At 70.4% G+C, this 20,958-nt stretch carries 18 protein-coding genes; 5 read left to right on the forward strand and 13 right to left on the reverse strand.

What is annotated here, in order from left to right:
- Positions 1 to 183: 183 nt before the first annotated feature.
- A complete protein-coding gene (locus VHB92_RS13365; protein WP_325454258.1) occupies positions 184 to 1,008 on the forward strand; it encodes an N-acetyltransferase in 825 nt (274 codons plus the stop codon).
- Between the two features lie 57 nt (positions 1,009 to 1,065).
- Here the strand turns inward: VHB92_RS13365 and VHB92_RS13370 are convergent, their stop codons facing one another.
- Entirely contained in the window at positions 1,066 to 1,872 is an 807-nt protein-coding gene (locus VHB92_RS13370) for an SDR family oxidoreductase (protein ID WP_325454259.1), read from the reverse strand.
- Between the two features lie 100 nt (positions 1,873 to 1,972).
- On the opposite strand from VHB92_RS13370, the gene VHB92_RS13375 reads away from it, so the two are divergent.
- The 4 genes from VHB92_RS13375 (at position 1,973) to VHB92_RS13390 (ending at position 7,182) form a co-directional block, all read left to right on the forward strand.
- Positions 1,973 to 2,881 (forward strand): helix-turn-helix transcriptional regulator, encoded by a 909-nt coding sequence (locus VHB92_RS13375; RefSeq protein ID WP_325454260.1) that lies wholly within the window; start codon positions 1,973 to 1,975, stop codon positions 2,879 to 2,881.
- Between the two features lie 4 nt (positions 2,882 to 2,885).
- Entirely contained in the window at positions 2,886 to 4,223 is a 1,338-nt protein-coding gene (locus VHB92_RS13380; protein WP_325454261.1) for an MFS transporter, read from the forward strand.
- 124 nt (positions 4,224 to 4,347) lie between these two features.
- Complete coding sequence (locus tag VHB92_RS13385) at positions 4,348 to 5,118, forward strand: NADPH-dependent F420 reductase (RefSeq protein ID WP_325454262.1); 771 nt, start codon at positions 4,348 to 4,350, stop codon at positions 5,116 to 5,118.
- Between the two features lie 63 nt (positions 5,119 to 5,181).
- Entirely contained in the window at positions 5,182 to 7,182 is a 2,001-nt protein-coding gene (locus VHB92_RS13390; protein ID WP_325454263.1) for an ABC-F family ATP-binding cassette domain-containing protein, read from the forward strand.
- Between the two features lie 86 nt (positions 7,183 to 7,268).
- Here VHB92_RS13390 and VHB92_RS13395 read toward each other — a convergent pair whose 3' ends face one another.
- From VHB92_RS13395 to VHB92_RS13450, 12 genes are all read right to left on the reverse strand, one after another.
- Positions 7,269 to 7,928, reverse strand: coding sequence for a methionine ABC transporter permease (locus VHB92_RS13395; RefSeq protein ID WP_325454264.1), 660 nt, complete (start codon positions 7,926 to 7,928; stop codon positions 7,269 to 7,271).
- Positions 7,928 to 9,013, reverse strand: coding sequence for a methionine ABC transporter ATP-binding protein (locus tag VHB92_RS13400; RefSeq protein WP_414653115.1), 1,086 nt, complete (start codon positions 9,011 to 9,013; stop codon positions 7,928 to 7,930). Before VHB92_RS13400 ends, VHB92_RS13395 begins: the two co-directional genes overlap by 1 nt.
- Complete coding sequence (locus VHB92_RS13405) at positions 9,010 to 9,978, reverse strand: MetQ/NlpA family ABC transporter substrate-binding protein (RefSeq protein WP_325454265.1); 969 nt, start codon at positions 9,976 to 9,978, stop codon at positions 9,010 to 9,012. The genes VHB92_RS13400 and VHB92_RS13405 overlap by 4 nt, the downstream gene beginning before the upstream one ends.
- Before the next feature lie 303 nt (positions 9,979 to 10,281).
- Complete coding sequence (locus VHB92_RS13410; RefSeq protein ID WP_414653116.1) at positions 10,282 to 11,220, reverse strand: 4-(cytidine 5'-diphospho)-2-C-methyl-D-erythritol kinase; 939 nt, start codon at positions 11,218 to 11,220, stop codon at positions 10,282 to 10,284.
- Positions 11,221 to 11,283: 63 nt separating this feature from the next.
- The gene (gene rsmA, locus VHB92_RS13415) at positions 11,284 to 12,126 is read right to left on the reverse strand and encodes a 16S rRNA (adenine(1518)-N(6)/adenine(1519)-N(6))-dimethyltransferase RsmA (RefSeq protein WP_325454267.1); all 843 of its coding nucleotides are present in this window, start codon (positions 12,124 to 12,126) and stop codon (positions 11,284 to 11,286) included.
- Between the two features lie 19 nt (positions 12,127 to 12,145).
- Complete coding sequence (locus VHB92_RS13420) at positions 12,146 to 13,051, reverse strand: TatD family hydrolase (protein ID WP_325454268.1); 906 nt, start codon at positions 13,049 to 13,051, stop codon at positions 12,146 to 12,148.
- A gap of 8 nt (positions 13,052 to 13,059) precedes the next feature.
- On the reverse strand, positions 13,060 to 14,646 hold the full coding sequence (gene metG / locus VHB92_RS13425) for a methionine--tRNA ligase (protein ID WP_325454269.1): 1,587 nt from the start codon (positions 14,644 to 14,646) through the stop codon (positions 13,060 to 13,062).
- Positions 14,647 to 14,735: 89 nt separating this feature from the next.
- Positions 14,736 to 16,025, reverse strand: coding sequence for a kynureninase (locus VHB92_RS13430; protein WP_325454270.1), 1,290 nt, complete (start codon positions 16,023 to 16,025; stop codon positions 14,736 to 14,738).
- The gene (locus VHB92_RS13435; protein ID WP_325454271.1) at positions 16,022 to 17,056 is read right to left on the reverse strand and encodes an amidohydrolase family protein; all 1,035 of its coding nucleotides are present in this window, start codon (positions 17,054 to 17,056) and stop codon (positions 16,022 to 16,024) included. Before VHB92_RS13435 ends, VHB92_RS13430 begins: the two co-directional genes overlap by 4 nt.
- Before the next feature lie 10 nt (positions 17,057 to 17,066).
- Positions 17,067 to 17,924 carry a tryptophan 2,3-dioxygenase gene (gene kynA, locus VHB92_RS13440; protein WP_325454272.1) on the reverse strand — a complete coding sequence of 286 codons (858 nt, stop codon included), beginning with the start codon at positions 17,922 to 17,924 and terminating at the stop codon, positions 17,067 to 17,069.
- Between the two features lie 61 nt (positions 17,925 to 17,985).
- Positions 17,986 to 20,142, reverse strand: a complete 2,157-nt coding sequence (locus tag VHB92_RS13445; RefSeq protein ID WP_325454273.1) for an alpha-galactosidase — start codon at positions 20,140 to 20,142, stop codon at positions 17,986 to 17,988.
- Positions 20,139 to 20,951, reverse strand: a complete 813-nt coding sequence (locus VHB92_RS13450) for a DeoR/GlpR family DNA-binding transcription regulator (RefSeq protein WP_325454280.1) — start codon at positions 20,949 to 20,951, stop codon at positions 20,139 to 20,141. The genes VHB92_RS13445 and VHB92_RS13450 overlap by 4 nt, the downstream gene beginning before the upstream one ends.
- Between the last annotated feature and the right edge of the window lie 7 nt (positions 20,952 to 20,958).

Below are 20,958 nucleotides of genomic sequence, written 5' to 3' on the forward strand. Positions count from 1 at the left end.
GAGCCACCACGGGAAGCGGGGCGAGCGCGGCGCATCCGGGCCGGTCTCTCCCGCAAGCCCGTGATCCGGCACTCGATCCTGCTGCTCGGTCACCCTCACGCCAGACCCCTCTCGTCCGTCGGTCACCCTTCCAGGCATCGCTCGCCGATGCAATGCCGCAACGCCGCCGGATAGCGTGTTCGGATGCCGCAGCACCAGCCGTCCGACCTGCTCGCCGCCGCCGACTACGCCGCCCTGGCCGACGCGGGATGGCCGGCGCCGGAACGCGAGATCATCGGATCCGTGGGCCCTGGATGGATCGCCAGGGCGGCTAACGGCGTGACGCAGCGGGCGAACTCGGTGTACCCGGCCGGCCGTGTCGCCGACACCGCGTCGGCGATCGCGGTCGCGGAGCGCTGGTACGCGGAACGGAGGCTGCCCGCGTTGTTCCAGCTGTCCGACGGCGACGGCGAGCTGCTCGCCGTGCTCCTGGAGCGCGGCTATGCGGCAAGGAGCGAGACGCTCGTGCTCGCTGCCGGGATCGCCGACGTGACGACGCGGCTGGCGGCCCTGCCGCGGCCCGTGTCTCTGCCCGTGGCTCTGCCCGCCACTCTCCCCCTGTCCGTGCGCGAGACTCCCGACGACGAGTGGCTCGACCTCTGGTGGAGCGTGGACGGCCGGGGAGGCGCCGACGAGCGCGAGTGGGCTCGGCGCATCGTGACGGGCGGGGAGGCGATCTACGTGACGGTGCGGGACGAGCAGGGTGCGGCATCCGTCGGCCGTCTCGCGCTCGTCGAGCACGACGGCACCGGCTGGGGCGGCCTCTACGCGCTCGCCACCCGAGCGGACGCGCGCGGCCGCGGCCACGCCCGAGCGGTCATCGCCGCACTGCTCGACGCCGCCACCCGGCGAGACATGCACGCCGTGTGGCTGCAGGTGACCGCGTCGAACGAGACGGCTCGGCGGCTGTACGACGGCCTCGGATTCCGGCAGGTGGCGCGGTATCGGTACCTCGCCCGCGAGGTGTGAGTCACACGGTCGAGCACGTGTGACTCACGCCGCCTCGGCGCTCCGTGCCGCCCGCGCTCAGGACGCAGCGGGCGCGGCGACCGCCGGATCGGCGGAAGACGCCCTGGCGTGCGGATCGTGCGCGTTGAGCGTTGCGACGACCTGGTCGTACTCGCCGCGCACCTCGGCGTAGCGCAGAAACTTGACGTTCTGCACCTGGATCTCGCGCGCATCCGGCTGCGTCTCGATAAGCTGCATCACCTCGGCGATGAAGTCGTCGAGCGGCATGGCGAACTCGCTCTCCTGCTGCCCGGGCATGAGAGCCGTGCGCACCGAAGGCGGCACGAGCTCCATGACCTGCACGTTCGTGTCACTCAGCTGCAGCCGGATGGTCTCGGTGAGCTGGTGGATGGCCGCCTTCGAGGCGTTGTAACTCGGCGTGACCCGCAGCGGGGTGAAAGCGAGACCCGACGAGACGGTCATGATGACGGCATCCGGCCGGCTCTGCAGGTGCTCGACGAACGCTCCGATGAGCCGGATGGGTCCCAGGATGTTGGTGGCCACGGTCGCCTCGGCGGAGGCGAGGAAGCCCTGCGGCGTGTGCCAGTCCTCTGCCCGCATGATGCCGGCCATGGTGACGAGCACGTTCAGATCGGGGTGCGCGCTCAGCACCCGGTCCGCCGCCGCCGAGATGCTCTGCGGGTCGCCCGTGTCGATCTCGACGGTGTCGATGCCCGGGTGCTCCGTGCGGATGCGGTCGAGCAGCTCGGTCCTGCGGCCTCCGACGATGACGGTGTTGCCGCGCTCGCGCAGGGCAAGGGCGAGTGCGAGTCCGATGCCGCTCGTTGCGCCGGGAATGAAGACGGTGTTTCCTGTGATTCGCATGTCTCCACGATCGCGGCGATCGTACGGGCGCGGCAGAGAGCGCTTATCGGGGGATCGCCGGTCCCTGGATCGGCCGCGCGCACACGGCGAAGATGGAGGGATGGATGCCGCAGCTCTCGCCGAGTTCCTCCGCCGCCGGCGCGGCGCCCTGAGCCCCAGGGACGTCGGCCTGCCCGAGGGTCCGCGCAGACGCACGCCCGGGCTGCGCCGCGAGGAGGTCGCGCAGTTGGCCGCCATGTCCGCCGACTACTACACGCGGCTGGAGCAGCAGCGCGGACCGCAGCCGAGCGAGCAGATGCTGGCCTCCCTCGCCCGAGCGCTGCGACTCAGCCGCGACGAACGCGACTACCTCTACCGGATGGCGGGCCACGGCATCCCCGCTCAGGTCTCGGCCTCCGCCCACGTCGCTCCCGCGCTTCTGCGCGTGCTCGACCGCCTCGACGACTCCCCCGCGCTGGTCATCTCGAGCGTCGGCGAATCGCTCGCGCAGAACCGCATGGCCGACGCGCTGTTCGGTGAGGCGAGCGCACGCACCGGGTGGGAGCGCAGCGACATGTACCGGTGGTTCCGGCATCCTGACACGGAGCGCACGCTGTACCCGGAGGACGACAGGGACCGCCAGAGCCGCGCCTTCGTGGCGAACCTCCGTGCCGCGTACGGCGCCATGGGCGATCGGTCGCGGGCCGGCGACCTGGTGCGCGAGCTTCAGCGGGTGAGCCGCGAGTTCGCCGAGCTCTGGGACCGCCACGAGGTGGCCAAGCGGTTCGAGGACCACAAGGTGCTCGTGCACCCGGAGGTGGGGCCCATCGAGCTGGACTGCCAGGTGCTGTTCACGGAGGATCAGAGCCAGGCCCTGCTCGTGCTCACGGCGTCGAGCGACGATGCCGAGGCCAAGCTGAGACTGCTGTCGGTGCTGGGGACGCAAGCGTTCTCCGCCGACACGGCGGCCACGGGCACGCAGACCGCCGGCAGGCGGACGGCGAGCGGGGCCGTTCCGCCGTTAGAGTGAGCGGATGTCCGACTCGCCGGAACCCGCCGCCGCCGAGAACGTGTCCGGCGCGACCGGCGATCCCGTCTCCGCCGGCGGCCCCGCTTCCAGTGGGGGCCCCGCTTCCGGCTCGGTGTGGCGCAATCCGTCGTACCTGAGGCTGTGGCTGGGCGAGACGTTCAGCCAGGCAGGCGAGCAGGTGGGCACGTTCGCCATCCCGGTGCTCGCGGTGCTGGTGCTGGATGCGACCGCGCAGGAGGTCGGTCTGCTCAGCGCCGCCGAGACGCTCGCGTTCCTGGTGATCGGGCTCCCGGTCGGCGCATGGGTGGATCGGATGCGCAAACGCCGGGTCATGATGACGGCCGACGTGGTGCGCGCGCTGGCGCTGGCATCCATTCCGCTGCTGCGGTGGCTGGATGCGCTGCAGATCTGGTATCTCTACGTGGTCGGCGCGGTCGTCGGCGGCGCGACGGTGTTCTTCGACGTCACGTATCAGAGCTACGTGCCACGTCTCGTGGCATCCAGGCACATGACGGCGGCGAACTCGGGTCTGGAGACGAGCGCCCAGGTGGCGCGAGTGGGCGGGCCCGCGGCATCCGGCGGCCTGCTCGCCGTCATGCCTGCACCCATCGTGGTGCTGGCCACGTCGATCGGCTACCTGTTCTCGTTCGGCTTCGTGGCCTCGATCCACGACGCAGCACCCAAGCACCAGAAGCGCGAGCACTCCTCGCTCGTGCGCGACATCGGCGAGGGCGTGCGGTTCGTGTTCGGCACGCCGCTGCTCAGGCGGATCACGATGATGACGGCGGCGTCCAACCTGTTCGAGGGTTTCATCACGACGCTGCTGTCGCTGTTCGTGCTGAAGGAACTCGGCCTGTCGCCTGCGGTCTACGGGGCGATGGCGGCCGTCGGTGCGGTGGGAGGCATCCTGGGGGCGGTCGGCGCGCCTGCGCTCTCCCGCTGGGTCGGCGAAGGCCGCATCATCGTCGTGGCCGCCGTGACGAGCGCCGTCGCGCCGTTCCTCGTGCCGCTGGCCGCCCTCGTTCCGCAGGCGTCGATCCCGCTCCTCGTCGTCGGCGACTTCTTCTTCATGTTCGCCGTGGTCGTGTACAACGTGGCGCAGCTGTCGTTCCGTCAGCGCATCTGCCCTCCTGCGCTGCTCGGGCGCATGAACGCCTCGATCCGGTTCGTGGTGTGGGGTGTGATACCCATCGGCGGGGTCGTGACCGGCCTGCTCGGCGGGTGGATCGGCGTCGTGCCCACCATGTGGCTCGGCTGCGTGCTCGGGCTCCTCGCCACGGGCATCGTGGTGTTCTCGCCGCTCAGCAGGATGCGCCGGCTGCCCGAGACCGCCGCGGCATGACGGGCGGAGGCGCGGTGGCGCGGCGGCCGGAGCGACCCCGCAGCTCCCACGAGCCGCGGCAATCGGGCGAAAATGAAGTATCCCTGCAGACAGTGCAGGAGCCGGGCATGGAACGAAGGCGACGGTGAGCGCGAAGGACGCGGAGGCGGAGAACGTGAAGACGCAGGACGAGTCCGCCGTCGCCGCGAACGGAACCGCCGACGGCGCCGGCATCCGCACCCTCGGCATCCTGGGTGCAGGCAAGCTCGGCACCGTGCTCGGACGCCTCGCCGTGGCAGCAGGCTACGACGTGCTGCTGGCCGGCTCAGGGGATCCCGCCAAGATCGCTCTCATCGTAGACGTGCTCGTGCCAGGAGCGCGGGCCGTCACGGCCCACGACGCAGCAGCGCAGGCGGATGCCGTCATCCTCGCGCTGCCCCTGGGCAAGCACGAGAGCCTGCCCGTGGACGCTCTGAGCGGCAAGCTCGTGATCGATGCCATGAACTACTGGTGGGAGGTGGACGGCATCCGCGACGACCTGAACGACCCGCGCACCTCGACGAGCGAGATCGTCCAGCGGTTCCTGCCGGCCTCCCGGGTCGTCAAGGCGTTCAACCACATGGGGTACCACGACCTCGAGGAGGAGACGCGACCGCGCGGCGCGGAGGGGCGCAAGGCGATCGCCGTGGCAGGAGACGACGATGCGGATGTCGCGGCCGTCGTCTCGGTCGTCGACGCGCTGGGCTTCGACGCCGTGGTCGCGGGACCGCTGGCCGAGGGCATCCGCATGGAGCCCAACACGGAGCTGTTCGGTGCGGATGTCGACGCCGACCAGGTGCGCTACCTGCTCACGACCTTCCCCGACTCTGCGCGCGGACGGGTCGTCGCCAGGGCCAGGGCCGAGCGCGCCGCGTAGCCAGCACGGCTTGGTTTCGACAGGCTCAACCAGCCGTCGCGCTCCCCTACCCTGGAAGACGACATGGCGCATCTTCTCGGGGCCGAGGCCCTGCATCTCGAGTACCCCACCAAGGTCGTCTTCGATTCCGTCTCGCTCGGCGTGAACGAGGGCGACCGCATCGGCATCGTGGGTCGCAACGGCGACGGCAAATCCAGCCTCCTGGCCATGCTCGCGGGCAGCAGGCGACCCGACTCCGGCCGTGTGACCGTGCGGGGCGGAGTGCGGATCGGCGTTCTCGACCAGGACGACGTGCTCGACGATGCGCTCATGGTCGGCCAGATCGTCGTGGGCGACATCCCGGAACACGAGTGGGCGGGCGACGCGCGCGTGCGCGACGTCATCTCCGGGCTGCTCGCGGACATCCCGTGGGATGCGGTCGTCGCCTCGTTGAGCGGCGGTCAGCGACGCAGGGTGGCGCTCGCCGCTCTGCTCAGCGGCGACTGGGACGTGCTCGCGCTCGACGAGCCCACCAACCACCTGGATGTCGAGGCCATCACGTGGCTGGCCCAGCACCTCAAGCGGCGCTGGGCGGCGAGCGCGGGCGGGCTGCTCGTCGTGACGCACGACCGCTGGTTCCTCGACGAGGTGTGCACGACCATGTGGGAAGTGCACGACCGCATCGTCGAACCGTTCGACGGCGGATACGCGGCGTACATCCTGCAGCGCGTGGAGCGGGACAGGATGGCGGCGGCGTCGGAGGCGAAGCGCCAGAACCTGGCACGCAAGGAGCTCGCGTGGCTGCGGCGAGGAGCGCCGGCGCGCACGTCGAAGCCCAAGTTCCGCATCGACGCGGCGAACGCCCTGATCTCCGACGAGCCGCCGGTCCGCGACGCGGTGTCGCTGAAGGCGCTCGCCGTCTCGCGGCTGGGCAAGGAGGTCGTCGACATCGTGGACGCGTCCGTGTCGTTCCCGGCACGCGACGACGGCGCCGATGCCGGTAGGGGCGCCGCCGCGGACACGGCCGCCACGGGCACGGCGGGCACAGGCGGGGCGGGAAGCACGAGCACAGCCGAGCCCGGCGGCCGCGTTGACGTGCTGCGCGGCATCGAGTGGCGGATCGCGCCCGGCGAGCGCACGGGCATCCTCGGCGTCAACGGCGCGGGCAAATCGACCCTGCTCGGCCTCATCTCCGGCACGGTGGAGCCGACGGCCGGGCGGGTGAAGCACGGCAAGACGGTCAAGGTCGCCTCGCTCACCCAGCGCATGGACGAGCTGGACGAGCACCTCGACGACCCGGTTCGCGTCGTGCTCGCCGGACTGCGCACGACGTACACGATCGGCACCGGCTCGAGGGCGCAGGAGCTGTCACCCAGCCAGATGCTCGAGCGGCTGGGCTTCTCGTCTGCGCAGCTGTCGACGCCCGTCAAGGATCTCTCCGGCGGGCAGAAGCGCAGGCTGCAGCTGCTGCTCATCCTGCTCGCTCAGCCGAACGTGCTCATCCTCGACGAGCCGACCAACGACCTCGACACCGACATGCTCGCAGCCATCGAGGACCTGCTCGACTCCTGGCCGGGGACCCTCATCGTGGTCTCGCACGACAGGTACTTCATCGAGCGCGTCACCGACCAGCAGTACGCGATCCTCGACCACCGCCTGCGGCACCTGCCGGGCGGAGTGGACGAGTACCTGCGGCTGCGCGCTCTCAAGGAGAAGGCGCAGCAGGGCCGCGGCGGAGCGGCGGGTCCGTCCGGCTCGCCAGGCGGTGGCGGCGCCGGCAGCGGTTCGAGCGGCGCGGCGGTTTCGACAGGCTCAACCGACGGTCGTGGCGGTAGTGGCGGTAGTGGCGGCGGCGACGGGCTGACGGGTTCGGCGTTGCGCGATGCGCAGAAGGAGGTCGCGTCCATCGAACGACGGCTGGCCAAGCTGACGCAGCGCATCGACGCCGAACGCACCGCACTGGCCGAGCACGACCAGTCCGACTACGTGGGCCTCGGGGCGAAGACGGATGCCATCGCCGTGCTCGAGCAGGAAGCGGCCGAGCTCGAAGAGCGCTGGTTCGCCCTCACCGAAGCCATCGGCTGAGTCGATCGGCTGAGGCCATCGGCTGAGGCCATCGGCTGAGGCCATCGGCTGAGACGATCGGCGAGCGCCCGGTCGGCCCGCGCTCGTCAGCGTCGCAACGCGCGGCGTGCGAGCGCGTTGCCGGCGAACTGGCCCAGCTGCACGAGCACGATGATGACGGCGACCGTGATGTACACGATGGGCCAGTTGTAGCGCTGCACGCCATAGGTGATGGCGAAGTCGCCGAGGCCGCCGCCGCCGATCACGCCGGCCTGCGCCGACATGTCGACGAGCCCGACGAAGATGAACGAGTAGCCGAGCACGAGCGGCCCCAGCCCTTCCGGGATCAGCACGGTCACGATGATGCGGAACGGATGCGCGCCCATCGCCCGCGCCGCCTCGATCACGCCGGGATCGACGGACACCAGGTTCTGCTCGACGATGCGCGAGACGGCGAAGGCCGCGGACAGCGAGATGGCGAAGGCCGCGGCGCTCGCACCGATATACGTGTGCACGACGGCGAGCGTCAGCGGCGTGATGGCCGCGACGAAGATGATGAACGGGATCGGTCGCACGATATTCACGATGACGTTGAGCACGATGTTGACCGCGCGGTTCGGCAGGAGCGATCCGGCTCGCGTCACGAACAGTGCGACGCCGAGGGCGAGGCCCAGGATCCCCGCGACGATGAGCGCGATGAAGACCATGTAGAGGGTCTGGCCGATCGCTGTCCAGAACGTGGGCAGGGCGGCGATGAAGTCGTCCATCAGCTCAGCTCTCCATTGTCGGGCGCTCCGCCCTCGTCGAACGCCTGGATGCCCTGGGCTGCGAGGTCGGCGAGCGCATCGTCGATCGCGGCATCCGGCCCGGTCAGCTCGTAGGTCAGCGCACCCACCGACCGGTTCTGGAGCTCGCTGATGCCGCCGAACACGACCTCGTTCTCGACGCCGCGCGCCGCGAACGCCCTGGTGACCGCCGCGGTGAAGCCGTGCGCGTCGCGCACCTGCACGGTGACCAGCCGGCCGGAGTGCACGCGGCGAAGACGCTCGAGCGTCTGCGGCGACGGGCGGTCGCGCAGCACGGTGCGCACGAAGCCCGCCGCGGCATCCGTTCTCGGCGCCGAGAACACCTCGTACACGTCGCCGTGCTCGACGACCCGGCCGGCGTGCATCACCGCGACCCGGTCGGCGATCGCGCGGATGGCCTCCATCTCGTGCGTGATCACCACGATCGTCACGCCGAGCTCCTGGTTCACCCGCTTGAGCAGCGCAAGCACATCCGCCGTGGTCTCCGGGTCCAGGGCGCTGGTCGCCTCGTCGGCGAGCAGCAGCGGCGGGTTGGTGGCGAGCGCCCTGGCGATGCCCACGCGCTGCTTCTGGCCGCCGGAGAGCTGTTCCGGGTGGCTGTGCGCCTTCTCGAGCAGGCCGACGAAGTCGAGAAGCCGCGCGACGCGGGCGTCCCGCTCCGGCTGTCTGACGCCGGCGAGCCGCAAGGGGTACGCCACATTGGCCGCGACGGTGCGCGACCGCAGCAGATTGAACTGCTGGAAGATCATGCCGATCTCGCGGCGCACCGTCCGCAGCCGCTTCTCGGGCAGCGCGGTGAGCTCCTCGTCGCCCACGAAGACCCGTCCCGACGTGGGCAGCTCGAGCGCGTTCATCAGCCGCACGAGCGTGGACTTGCCGGCTCCGGAGTAGCCGATGATGCCGAGGATCTCGCCCTTGCGCACGTCGAGCGAGACGTCGTCGACGGCCACGACCGTGCCGCCCGCCACCCGGAACGTCTTCGACACGTTCTCCACGCGCACGAGCGGCGCGGTCGGAGCGGCGCCGGCGCTGCCGGGCTCGCTCACTTCTTCGCTGCGGCCTTCGCGTCCGCTTCGACCTTGGACAGGCTGGCCTGCAGGTCCTTGGCGCTGACAGTGCGGAAGACGGCCGTGCCCCCGTTCGCGGTCTGCACCTGCTTCTCGACCGTCGGGTCGTGGTAGAGCGCGGCGAGCTTGAGGTACAGCGGGTTCGCAGCATCCGCCTTGCGTGCGGCGAACACGTTCACATACGGGGCCGCGCTCGCGCTGGCCGGGTCGTCCTTGAAGATGGCATCGGTCGCCGGGATCTTCGCCGCCGTCGCGTAGTTGTTGTTGACGATCGCGGCATCGACCGAACCGGTCTGCAGCGCCTGAGCCGTCTGCGACGCGTCGAGCGTGGTGAGCTGCACCTTCGACGAGGAGACGTCGGCGGTGGTGGAGAACGCCGATCCGCCGCCCTTCAGGTCGACGAGTCCGGCCGACTGCAGCACGAGAAGACCTCGGGCCTCGTTGATGGCGTCGTTCGGGATGGCCACCTTCGCGTTCGCGGGCAGCTCGGACGGCTTCTTGTAGTTCAGCGAGTACAGCGGCAGCGGGTACACCGCGGTGGCGCCGATCGGCTGGATGTCGTCGTGGTTCGTCACGTTGTAGTTCGCGAGGAACTGGATGTGCTGGAACTCGTTGAGGTCGAGCTGCTTCTGGCTCAGCGCCGGGTTCGGCTGGCTGTAGTCGCTGAAGTTGACGAGCTTCACCGTGACGTTCAGCTTCTTCTTCGCGAGGTCGCTGAACGTGCGCCAGTACGGCTGGGCGGCATCCGTCACCCCGATCGAGACAGTGACCGGCTTGGCGGATGAGCCGGTCGCGGCGCTGGACGACGACGAGCCGCCGACGACGTTCACGACGATGAGCACGGCGGTGACGATCACGACGACCGCCGCGACGGCGATGCCCGTGATCAGGCCCGTGCGCGATCTTCTCTGCTTGGCGGGCAGCTGCGGGTCGTTCGTGGACATGGGTGTGCCTTCCGGGTTCTCGGGTGCTGGGCTCTGTCAGGCGCTGTGCTCCCGTGACCGAGCTCTCGCGCGCTGGGACGGATGCCCATGGCTGGCCATCCGGCGTCGTATGCCGACGATGGCATGAGCTGATGTTTCAAGACTCTCGTATCGTCGGCGACGACGCCCCGGCTTTGCGAAGTGTGACTTCACGCGGCGTAACACTGCGGTGCATTCACCCGGGTCCAGTACACCGGACCCCTGTGCCCCGCGATTCCGGCACGGGGCAGCGGCCCAACCCGGGCCCAGAGCGATCAGGCCGCGTCATCCACCGAGCGGCATCACTCGGGCACCGTGCACGGGACCGGAGACGCGCACGGCGCGCAGCTGCGATGCGCTGAGCCCGATCTGTAGGTCGATCGCCGCCTCCCTATCCTCGGCGAGGAAGGCGACGGTCGGGCCGGAGCCCGAAACGAGCCCCGCGAGAGCGCCCGCGCGCTCGCCGAGCTCGAGCACCTCGGCGAGCTCGTCCGAGAGGTGGATGGCCGGAGCCTGCAGGTCGTTGGCGAGGTTCTCGGCCAGCAGCGAAGGGTCGCCTGCGCGCAGCGCCTGCAGCAGCTCCGTGCTGACCGAGGGATGCCGCTGCACCGGCCCGAGCTCTCCGGCATGGCGCTCGCGGTGCGCGTCGAGCTCACGGTAGACGGCGGGCGTGGAGAGCTCGCCTCGCGGCAGCACGAGCACCCAGTCGAACCTGCCCTGGCTCAGCACCGGGCTGAGCTCGTCGCCGCGGCCGAGCCCGATGGCGGTTCCGCCTGCGAGAGCGAACGGCACGTCGGCGCCGAGCTGCGCCGCCAGCTCGTGCAGCTGCTCGCGGCTCAGGCCGGTCTCCCACAGGGCGTCGCACGCGATGAGCGTGGCCGCGGCATCCGCCGAACCGCCGCCCATTCCGCCGGCGATCGGCACGTTCTTCTCGATCTCGATGCGAACGCCGGTGGTCACACCCGCGAGGTCGGCCACGAGCTGAGCGGCGCGCACCGCGATGTTGCGCTCGTCTCGTGGAAGGCCCGAGCAGTCGATCGGCCCGCTGAAGCTCAGCGTGATGTCCTCGGCCGGCCACACCCGCACGTCTTCGTACAGCGACACCGCCTGGTACACCGTGGCGACCTCGTGATAGCCGTCGTCGCCGACGGCGCCGACCCCCAGGTACAGGTTCACCTTGCCGGGAGCGCGGGCGTGCACCGGAAGACCCTGGCTGGCGGACATCATGTCTACCAACCTACGGTGTCGTCGACTCGCGCTGGGGTGTCGCGGCGCCCGCGTCGCGCGCTACCCGCCGAGCGTGGCGCGGGCGAGCGCGGTGAACTCGGCGGGAGTGAGCTCTTCGCCTCGGGCCGTCGGCTTCAGCCCGGCCGACTCGAGGGCCGACGACGCCGTCGCCGAGTCGCCGAACACGGTCGCCAGCGACTGCCGCAGCATCTTGCGACGCTGCCCGAAGGCGGCATCCACGATGGCGAACTGATGGCGGCGCAGCTCGTCGTCGCCGGGATGCTCGCCGCGCTCGAATGCCACGAGGATCGAGTCCACATTGGGAACCGGCCAGAACACCTGGCGCGACACCTGGCCTGCCGTCCGCCACGACCCGTACCAGGCGGCCTTCACGCTCGGGCCGCCGTAGACCTTCGAGCCCGGTTGCGCCGCGAGGCGCTGTCCCACCTCGGCCTGCACCATGACGACTCCCGACGCGAGCGTGGGCAGGCGCTGCAGCAGGTGCAGCAGCACCGGCACGGACACGTTGTACGGCAGGTTGGCCACGAGTCGCACCGGGTCGGCAGGCAGGGTCTCGACCTCGAGCGCATCCCGATGCACGACGGTGAGCCGGTCGGACGCCTCAGGCGCCAGCTGCTCCACCGTCACCGGAAGCTGACGGGCCAGCCGCCCGTCGATCTCGACCGCCACCACGGATGCGCCGGCCTCCAGCAGCCCGAGCGTGAGCGACCCGAGCCCCGGGCCCACCTCGAGCACGACGTCGCCCGGCTCGACCTCGGCCACCCGCACGATGCGCCGAACTGTGTTGGGATCGATCACGAAGTTCTGCCCGAGCTTCTTCGTCGGGGTCACGTCGAGGAGCTCGGCCAGGTCGCGGATGTGCGCCGGCCCTAGGAACTGCATCGCCCGCGTCCCCCGGTGCTCACGCGATGATCCCGATCGGCTCGGTCGGCGGCGCCTGCACCGGCTCGGAGTCCCACTTCCCGTACACCAGCTCGGTGTTGGACACGATCTGCGCGGCCAGCACCGACACGTCGGTTCCCGTGGCCGCGGCCATGCCACGCACGGTGTGCGGGATGAGGTACGGCGCATTCGGTCGCCCTCGGAACGGGGTCGGCGTGAGGTACGGCGCATCCGTCTCGACGAGCAGCAGGGAGCGCGGCGCGATCTGCAGGGCGTCTCGCAGATTCTGGGCGTTCTTGAACGTGACGGTTCCGGCGAACGACAGGTACCAGCCGTTCTCGGCGCACAACTCCGCCAGCGCCGGGTCGCCGGAGAAGCAATGGAACACGACGGTGTCGGGCGCGCCGACGCGCTGCAGCGTGGCGACGACATCCGCGTGCGCGTCGCGGTCGTGGATCTGCAGAGCGAGCGAATGCCGCTTCGCCATCTCGATGTGCGCCTCGAACGAACGGAACTGCGCGGCGCGCCCGCTCTCGTCCGTGCGGAAGAAGTCGAGTCCGGTCTCGCCGATGGCCCTCACGCGCGGCCGCCCGGCCAGCTCGTCGATCACGGCGAGCGCATCGTCGAGCTCGCCTGCGGCATCCAGCTCGGGGGCGTCGTTCGGATGGATGGCGACGGCGGCCAGCATGCGCGGCTCGATGGCCGCGGTCTCCGCCGCCCAGATCGACGAGGCGACGTCGGTGCCCACCTGCACGACGCCGCGCACGCCGACCGAGGATGCCCGGTCGAGCTGCTCCCGGTAGTCCAGCGCCATGCCGTCTTCGATCCGCCCGGGGTGTGCAGAGGGGTCGATGTGCGTGTGGTTGTCGTACACCGGCACCACGAGCGGCGTCGGAAGCGGCGGATACGTCGGGTCGCTGGGCATGACGTGCGCTACGCGACCGCGACCTGGTCGATCCGCGGGAACAGCGCCGCCAGCGCCGAGACGCGGATGCCGTCCGGCAGCTGCCCCCAGCGCCCCGCCTCGCGAAGCGGCTGCGCCGTGAGCGCGCCGAGCGCCTGCTCGGCGCCCAGCGCCTCCCACAGCGCGGCCGTGGCCTTCGGGATGACGGGCGAGAGCAGCACGGCGAGCGCACGCAGCCCCTCCGCCGCGGTGTAGAGCACGGTGCGCAGGCGCTCCCGGTCTGCTTCGTTCTTCGCCAGCACCCACGGCTCCTGCTCCGTGATGTAGCCGTTCAGCTCGTCGACGATCGTCCAGACCGCGGCGAGCGCGTCGTGGATGGCGAACCGCTCGATGGCGGCATCCGCGTTCTGCGCCGCATCCGCCACGACCGCGCGCACCCCGAGGTCGGCCTCCGTCGGTGCGCCTGACGCCGGGACGACGCCGTCGAAGTACCGCTGCAGCATGGCGATCACGCGTGAGGCGAGGTTGCCGAAGCCGTTCGCGAGCTCCGACTGGTAGCGGGCGGAGAGGTCTTCCCAGCTGAACGAGCCGTCCTGTCCGAAGCTGATGGCGCGCATGAAGTAGTAGCGGAAGGCATCCGACCCGAACGTGTCGGTGATCTGCGACGGCGCGATGCCGGTGAGCTTGGACTTGGACATCTTCTCGCCGCCGACCAGCAGCCATCCATGCCCGAAGACCCGGTGCGGAACGTCGACGCCCGCCGCCATGAGCATGGCAGGCCAGATGACGGCGTGGAACCGCGCGATGTCCTTGCCGACCAGGTGGTATGCCGGCCACCTGCGGGCGAACAGCTCGGGATCGTCGCCGTAGCCGACGGCCGTCGTGTAGTTCAGGAGCGCGTCGAACCACACGTAGACGACGTGCGACGGGTCCCACGGCACCTTGATGCCCCAGTCGAAGCTCGACCGGGAGATCGACAGGTCGGACAGCCCCTGCCGCACGAACTGCACGATCTCGTTGCGAACACTCTCCGGCTGCACGAAGTCGGGACGCGATTCGTACAGATCGAGAAGGCGCTGCTCGAACGCGCTCATGCGGAAGAAGTAGTTCTTCTCTTTGAGGATCTCGATGGGCCGGGAGTGGATCTTGCACACCAGCTGGCCCTGGTACTCGCCGCTGAGCGGCTCGTCGAGCTCGTCGCGCTGCTTGTACTCCTCGCAGCCGACGCAGTAGTAGCCCTCGTACTCGCCCGCGTAGATGTGGCCGTCGTCGTAGAGCTTCTGCAGGAAGCGCGTGACCGCCGCCTCGTGACGCTCGTCGGTGGTGCGGATGAAGTCGTCGTTGGCGATGTCGACGGTCTCCAGCAGCGGCTTCCACGCTGATGCGACGAGCCGGTCGGCCCATTCCCTCGGCTCCAGCCCGTTGGCCGTCGCCGTGCGCAGGATCTTCTGCCCGTGCTCGTCGGTTCCGGTCAGAAGCCACGTGTCGTCGCCGGCCTGGCGGTGCCAGCGCGACAGCACGTCGGCGGCGACCTCCGTGTAGGCGTGCCCGATGTGCGGAACATCATTCACGTAGAAAATGGGCGTGGTGATGTAGAACGAGCGGCCGTCGGACATGCGTCCCATCCTAAATGGCGCGGATGCCCGGCCCCCGCCGCGTTACGCGCGAGCGTCCGCGGCCGCGGAACCCGGCGCGCCGTGACACTCTAGCCCAGCCCGGAGGCCGCCAGCAGGTGCTCGCGCAGGGCGTCCCGCACGGCGGCCATGCCGTGGTACGTCTCCTCGAACGACGTCGACAACGGCGAGAGGCCGATCCGCAGTCCGCCAGGATCGCGATAGTCCGGGATGACGCCGCGCTCCCACAGCGCCGCCGTCACCTCGCGCATTCCCGGGTGCTGCACGGTCACGTGACCGCCGCGGCGCGCCGGGTCCCGGGGCGAGGCCAGCGTGGCGCCGAGCGGAGCGAGCCATTCGTCGGCCAGCTCGATCGCGAAGTCCGTGAGCGCGAGCGACTTGGCGCGAACGGCATCGATGCCGCGATCCTCGATCATGTCCAGCGTGTCCTGCATGGCGAGCATGCCGAGGATCGGCGGCGTGCCGCTGAGGAAGCCGCGCATGCCGTCGGCCGGCGTGTAGTCGGGGCCCATCAGGAAGACGTCGGCCGATCCCATCCAGCCGTGGATCGGCTGCTGCAGCACGCGCTGCAGGTCGTCGCGCACGTATCCGAATGCCGGCGACCCCGGACCGCCGTTCAGGTACTTGTACGTGCAGCCGACAGCGAGATCCACGCCCCACGCGTCGAGCTCGATGGGCACGGAGCCGACCGAGTGGCAGAGATCCCAGAGCACGAGCGCGCCGGCATCGTGCGCCAGGCTCGTGATGCGCTCGGCGTCGGCGAGGAACCCGGAGCGGTAGGCCACGTGGCTGAGCACCACGAGCGCCGTCTGCGGCCCCAGCACGGCGGCCACCTGCTCGGGCGACACACCGGATGCCGGGTCCGCCTCGATCCAGCGCAGCGTGAGGCCGCGTTCGGCCGCGATGCCGTCGAGCACGTATCTGTCGGTCGGAAAGTTGTCGGTGTCGAGCACGATCTCGGTTCGCCTGCCACCTCCTCGCGGGGCGTCCACGGCGGCCCTCGCCAGCTTGTACAGCAGCACGGTCGTCGAGTCGCCGATCACGGTCTGCCCGGGCGCCGCGCCCAGTGCCACGCGTCCGATGCGGTCGCCGATCGCGAACGGCAGCTCCATCCACTGCTCGTCCCAGCCGCGGATGAGCCGGCCGGCCCAGTCCTCGGTGAGGAAGCGCTGGATGCGCTCCACGCCGGCGTTCGTCGGCCTGCCGAGCGAGTTGCCGTCGAAGTACGCGACGAGTCCGTCGGAGTGCACGAAGCGCGAGCGGAAATGCGCGAGCCCGTCGCTTCGGTCGGCCCGGCGCGCATGCGCGAGGAACGGGTCCGGCACGCTCGACGTCGCCGCCTCCCCCGGTCTGTTCGTCATTCCAGTGTCTCCTCGAGATAGTCGACGGTGGTTCCGCGGGCGCCGGCCAGCCATGCAGCCGTCTCCTCGGCCGACTCCGGAGGGGTGCCAGGCACCCAGGCGAACCGCGGGCCGACGACGTCGACGGATGGCGTGCCGGCGATGGCGGAGACGAGTGCATCCCGCTCGATGCCGGCCTCGGCCATCGCGGAGAGCTCCCGCTCGTTCACCGCGAGCGGCAGCTCGCCGTTTCCGAGGTCCGTTCCGTACAGCACGCGCACGCCGGCCGCCGCCAGATGGCGCACGTTCCACAGCGCGGTGTCGCGTTCCTGGCCCGCCGCGGCGTCCCGGTGGATGTCGAGCGTGGAGATCACGGCCGTGCCCGCCCTGGACATCCTGGCGATGATGGCCGGATCGAGCCGTTCCGTGAACGGCGCGTGCGCGATCACGTTGACGCCGGCATCCAGCGCCAGCGCCGTCATGCCCTCGCCCTCGACGTGCGCCGCCACCGGCATGCCCTCCGCGCGCGCCGCCGTGACGATGGCGGCGAGGAGGTCGGGCGACGGCACGGGACCTGCAGTGCTGTTCACCGTGACCTTGATGACGGATGCCCCCGATGCCGCCTGCGAGCGCACGGCCGACTCCGCCTGGCCGGGGTCGTCCAGCTCGACGACGCCCCCGTCTGGCGCCCACTCCCTGCCCTTCGGATACCCGCCCGAGCAGGTGAGGAACGCTCCCGCGATGTGGATGTCGGGCAGCGTGGACCCCGGGAACGCGGCATCCCTGCGCAGCCGGCCGGTGAGCGCCGGGTCGCCGCCGAGGTCGACGACATGCGTGATGCCGCCGTCGAGAAGCGGCTCCGGGTCGATCAGTGCCAGATGCACGTGGTGATCCGTGAGGCGCGGGAAGAGCGTGCCGGGCACCGTGACATCTGCCCGCGCATCCGGGTCGGCACGGTGCAGCGCACCATCCACGAGCGTGTATGCACTCCTTCCGCGGAAGGAACCCGACCAGCACGCCTCGAAGGCGACGACCTCTCCCTGCTCTAGCATCCGGCCCCGATCACGCCTGTTCGCCGATCCTGGTGCGCACCGTGTACAGCTCGGGGAAGAACGCGATGTCGAGCGCCTTCTGCAGGAACGGCACGCCGCTGGATCCTCCCGTTCCGGTCTTCATGCCGATCGTGCGCTGCACCGTCTTGAGGTGTCGGAACCGCCACAGCTGGAAGTTCTCCTCCAGGTCGACGAGCTCCTCGCACGCCTCGTACTCCGACCAGTGCGCCTCGGCGTTCTCGTAGATGCCGACGAGCACGGGCACGAGCTCCGGATGCTCGCGGTACGGCTGCGTGACATCCCGCTCGAGCACCGACTCCGGCACGGCGAATCCCGCCCTGGCGAGATACCGCAGGAACTCGTCGTAGAGACTCGGCGCGTGCAGCAGGTTCGTCAGCACATCGTGCGCCGCGGGTTCGCTCTCGAAGACGCGCAGCATGCGCGCATCCTTGTTGCCGAGCGAGAACTCGACGGCGCGATACTGCCAGGACTGGAAGCCCGACGAGTTACCCAGGAACCCGCGGAACTGCGCGTACTCCGTCGGCGTGAGCGTGGCGAGCACCGACCACTGCTCCGTCAGCGTGCGCTGGATGTGCTTCACCCGCGCGATGCGCTTCAGGGCAGGCTGCAGCTCGTCGTCCCTCAGCAGCCGGCAGGCATCCGTCAGCTCGTGCAGCACGAGCTTCAGCCACAGCTCCGTCGTCTGGTGCTGCACGATGAACAGCAGCTCGTCGTGGTGCTCGGGCGAGCTGACCGGATGCTGCGCCGACAGCAACCGGTCGAGGCCCAGATACGACGAGTAGCTCATGCGCCGGCTGAAATCGGTGACGATGGTCTCCTCGTAGCGATCGGCCGCGTGGTCGCTCATCCCGTGCCTCCTTGAACCGTCGACTCCCATTCTGTCCGACGGCGGCACGGGATCCGCTCGGTCAGACCGCTGACACGGTCAGCAGCACGGCGTGCTCGGGATGCAGGCCGGGCATCGGAAGCCCGACCTGCATGAGTGCGCGTCCGGAGACGACCGGCGCGCCGTCCGCTCCCGCATCGGCGACCGCGCGCAGCCACGGAGGCACGCCGCGGCCCTCTGCGGCGTGAGGGTCGAGTGGAAGTCCGAGCCCGACCCGGTAGTCGCGATCCGCGTCGAGGCCCGCGAAGCGGAGCCGCGCCGGCAGCTCGTTGGGCGAGGTGGCCAGCGCGGCATAGACGAAGACCGCGCGCGAGCAGTCGTGCGAGACGGTGCCGTACGCGGCATCCGTGTAGTCCGGGCGGTCGATGCGCACTGCGCGACCCGAGTGCAGCAGCGCGCGGTTCTCCTTGTAGAAGCGGATGGCGGCGCTCAGCTGCGAGCGTTCGGCATCCGTCAGCGTGCGCACATCCCACTCGATGCCGAAGTGCCCGAACAGCGCCGTGATCGCGCGGAACGACAGGTCGTGCGTGCGCCTCGTGGTGTGCGACGTGCCCGGCCCGACGTGCGAGCCGACGAGCTCGGGCGGAAGCACGAGCCCGGTCCAGCGCTGGATGCTCTGCCGCTCCAGCGCGTCGTTGGTGTCGGACGCCCACACCCGGTCGGTGCGCTGCAGGATGCCGAGATCCACGCGCGCCCCGCCCGACGAGCAGCTCTCGATCTCGACGCCTGGGTGCGCGGCGCGCAGAGCGTCGAGCAACCGGTACACGGCCAGCGTCTGCTCGTGCGTCGACGCGCGGCCCTCGTGCCCGAGCTCGACCTGGTCGCGGTTCTGGTCCCACTTCAGGTAGTCGATCGGATACTCGCTGAGCAGTGCGTCCAGGCGCGCGTACACGTAGTCCCAGGCATCCGGATCGACGAGATCGAGCACCTGCTGGTGACGCCACGGCAGCGAGAGTCGGCCGCCCGCCCCGTTCGGACGGGCGATCCACTCGGGATGCTCGCGCGCCACATCCGAGTCCTCGTTGATCATCTCCGGCTCCACCCAGAGCCCGAACTGCATGCCCTTGCCCTTGACGTGGTCGATGAGGGGCGTGAGGCCCTGCGGCCAGACGTCCGGATCGACGAACCAGTCGCCGAGGCCCCTCGTGTCGTTGCGCCGTCCGAGGAACCAGCCGTCGTCGAGCACGAACCGCTCGACCCCGAGGTCGGCGGCCGCGTCGGCCAGCTGGGTGAGCACGGTGAGGTCGTGGTTGAAGTACACGGCCTCCCAGGTGTTGAGCACCACGGGCCGTGGCGACGACGGATGCCGGTCGCGACTCCGCAGCCACTCGTGGAACCTGGAGCTGACGCCGTCGAGCCCGTGCGCCGAGTATGCGGCGTACGCGGTCGGAGCCACGTATGTCTCACCGGGCGCCAGCTCGACTTCGCCTGGTCGCAGCAGCTCCCCGACGGCGAGCACGGTCTGCCCGTCGCCCGCGCGCTCGACGCGGCTCGAGTGGTCGCCGCTCCAGCCGAGGTGCACAGCCCATACCTCGCCGTGCTGCCAGCCGAACCCAGGGGTGCCGGCCGCGATCACGAGCGTGGAGTCGTGACCGGTGCGCCCGTGGCGCCCCGTTCGCGTCCACGTGCCCTGGTCGATGCGGCGGCGTTGCGGATGCTTCTCCCGCGCCCAGCGGCCCGTGAGGTCGAGCGACTCCGTCGCCTGCCCGGGAACGGGCAGCGTGGTATCGAGCGCGGCGACGGCGTACACGTCGTCGCCGGTGTTCGTGACGCGCTGGTCGATGAGCAGCAGACCGGTGGCATCCAGGGTGAGCTCGACGTCGACGCGCAGGGCGGACGCCTCGTCGGTGAGCACGAGACGCGCGCGCTGCGAACCCGCGTCGTCCTGCCGCTCGACCGAGACATCCTGCAGCACGAGACGCGACGAGAACGCCCTGCCGAGCCGATCGCCTGCGATGCCCGGCGTTCCTCGCCAGGCACGTGCCGGCTGCGGGATGAGCGACACCGGCGCCGGTTCGTCGAACGCCGAGTGCGCGGCCGACGCCGTGAGCACCGCCGGGTCGAGCCGGTCGCCGTGCTGGCCGAGGTCGGCGCCCCAGTGCGCCACCCTGACGTCGGCGTCGCGCGTGTCGAGCAGCAGGCTCACGCCCGGGACGCGCAGGTGCACGCGATCGATCACGATGCCGCTTCCGATCGTGCCCGTCCGGATGCCGCGACGATACGCAGCTCGCCCGCGCGCGAGGAGAGAACCTCCCGCGCATGACGGCTGAGGCCGTCGTCGCTGATCACGACAGCCGCCTCGTCGAGCTCGGCGATGGTGGACATTCCCACAGTTCCCCATTTCGTGTGATCGGCCAGCACAACGACGCGTCTGGCGGCGGCGACGAACGCGCGGTCGGCCTCGGCCTCGAGCAGGTTCGGCGTGGTGAAACCCTCGTGCTCGTCCATGCCGTGCACGCCGAGGAAGAGGTAGTCGAGGTGCAGCTGTCGCAACGCCGAGATCGCGATCGGCCCGACCAGCGCATCCGACGGCGTGCGCTCGCCGCCGGTGAGGATGACGTGCCCTCTGCCGCTTCCCGCCCGCGGATACAGCGCGCTCGCCACCTGAACCGAGTTCGTCACGACGGTGCAGTCCAGCGGCGCGTTGGCCAGCAACGAGGCGAGCCGCCACGTCGTCGTTCCCGCGCTGATGCCGATCGCGCTTCCCGGACGCACGAAGGATGCCGCCTCGCGCGCGATGGCGAGCTTCTCCTCCTCCTCGCGCACGATCTTGGACTCGAAGCCCGGCTCGTCCGTTCTCAGGCCGCCGCCCGGGAGCGTGGCACCGCCGTGCACGCGCTCCAGCAGGCCGCTGGAGACGAGCACGTCGATGTCCCTGCGCACGGTCATCTCGCTCACCGCGAACTGAGCAGCGAGCTCGGTGACACGCACGGTACCGCGTTCCCGGGCGCGGGAAACGATCGCGCTCTGACGCGCGGCTGCCAGCATCATGCGA

This window comes from Humibacter sp., from assembly GCF_035547335.1.
Lineage (GTDB): Bacteria > Actinomycetota > Actinomycetes > Actinomycetales > Microbacteriaceae > Humibacter.

What these genes read in the sequence shown, in the direction of transcription:
- VHB92_RS13375 (WP_325454260.1), top strand. Translation starts at nt 1,973, where the DNA reads ATGGATGCCGCAGCTCTCGCCGAGTTCCTCCGCCGCCGGCGCGGCGCC.
- metG (WP_325454269.1), bottom strand. Translation starts at nt 14,646, where the DNA reads ATGTCCGACGGCCGCTCGTTCTACATCACCACGCCCATTTTCTACGTG.
- VHB92_RS13435 (WP_325454271.1), bottom strand. Translation starts at nt 17,056, where the DNA reads ATGCTAGAGCAGGGAGAGGTCGTCGCCTTCGAGGCGTGCTGGTCGGGT.
- VHB92_RS13410 (WP_414653116.1), bottom strand. Translation starts at nt 11,220, where the DNA reads ATGTCCGCCAGCCAGGGTCTTCCGGTGCACGCCCGCGCTCCCGGCAAG.
- VHB92_RS13365 (WP_325454258.1), top strand. Translation starts at nt 184, where the DNA reads ATGCCGCAGCACCAGCCGTCCGACCTGCTCGCCGCCGCCGACTACGCC.
- VHB92_RS13390 (WP_325454263.1), top strand. Translation starts at nt 5,182, where the DNA reads ATGGCGCATCTTCTCGGGGCCGAGGCCCTGCATCTCGAGTACCCCACC.
- VHB92_RS13405 (WP_325454265.1), bottom strand. Translation starts at nt 9,978, where the DNA reads ATGTCCACGAACGACCCGCAGCTGCCCGCCAAGCAGAGAAGATCGCGC.
- VHB92_RS13380 (WP_325454261.1), top strand. Translation starts at nt 2,886, where the DNA reads ATGTCCGACTCGCCGGAACCCGCCGCCGCCGAGAACGTGTCCGGCGCG.
- VHB92_RS13450 (WP_325454280.1), bottom strand. Translation starts at nt 20,951, where the DNA reads ATGCTGGCAGCCGCGCGTCAGAGCGCGATCGTTTCCCGCGCCCGGGAA.
- kynA (WP_325454272.1), bottom strand. Translation starts at nt 17,924, where the DNA reads ATGAGCGACCACGCGGCCGATCGCTACGAGGAGACCATCGTCACCGAT.
- VHB92_RS13430 (WP_325454270.1), bottom strand. Translation starts at nt 16,025, where the DNA reads ATGACGAACAGACCGGGGGAGGCGGCGACGTCGAGCGTGCCGGACCCG.
- VHB92_RS13370 (WP_325454259.1), bottom strand. Translation starts at nt 1,872, where the DNA reads ATGCGAATCACAGGAAACACCGTCTTCATTCCCGGCGCAACGAGCGGC.
- rsmA (WP_325454267.1), bottom strand. Translation starts at nt 12,126, where the DNA reads ATGCAGTTCCTAGGGCCGGCGCACATCCGCGACCTGGCCGAGCTCCTC.
- VHB92_RS13395 (WP_325454264.1), bottom strand. Translation starts at nt 7,928, where the DNA reads ATGGACGACTTCATCGCCGCCCTGCCCACGTTCTGGACAGCGATCGGC.
- VHB92_RS13420 (WP_325454268.1), bottom strand. Translation starts at nt 13,051, where the DNA reads ATGCCCAGCGACCCGACGTATCCGCCGCTTCCGACGCCGCTCGTGGTG.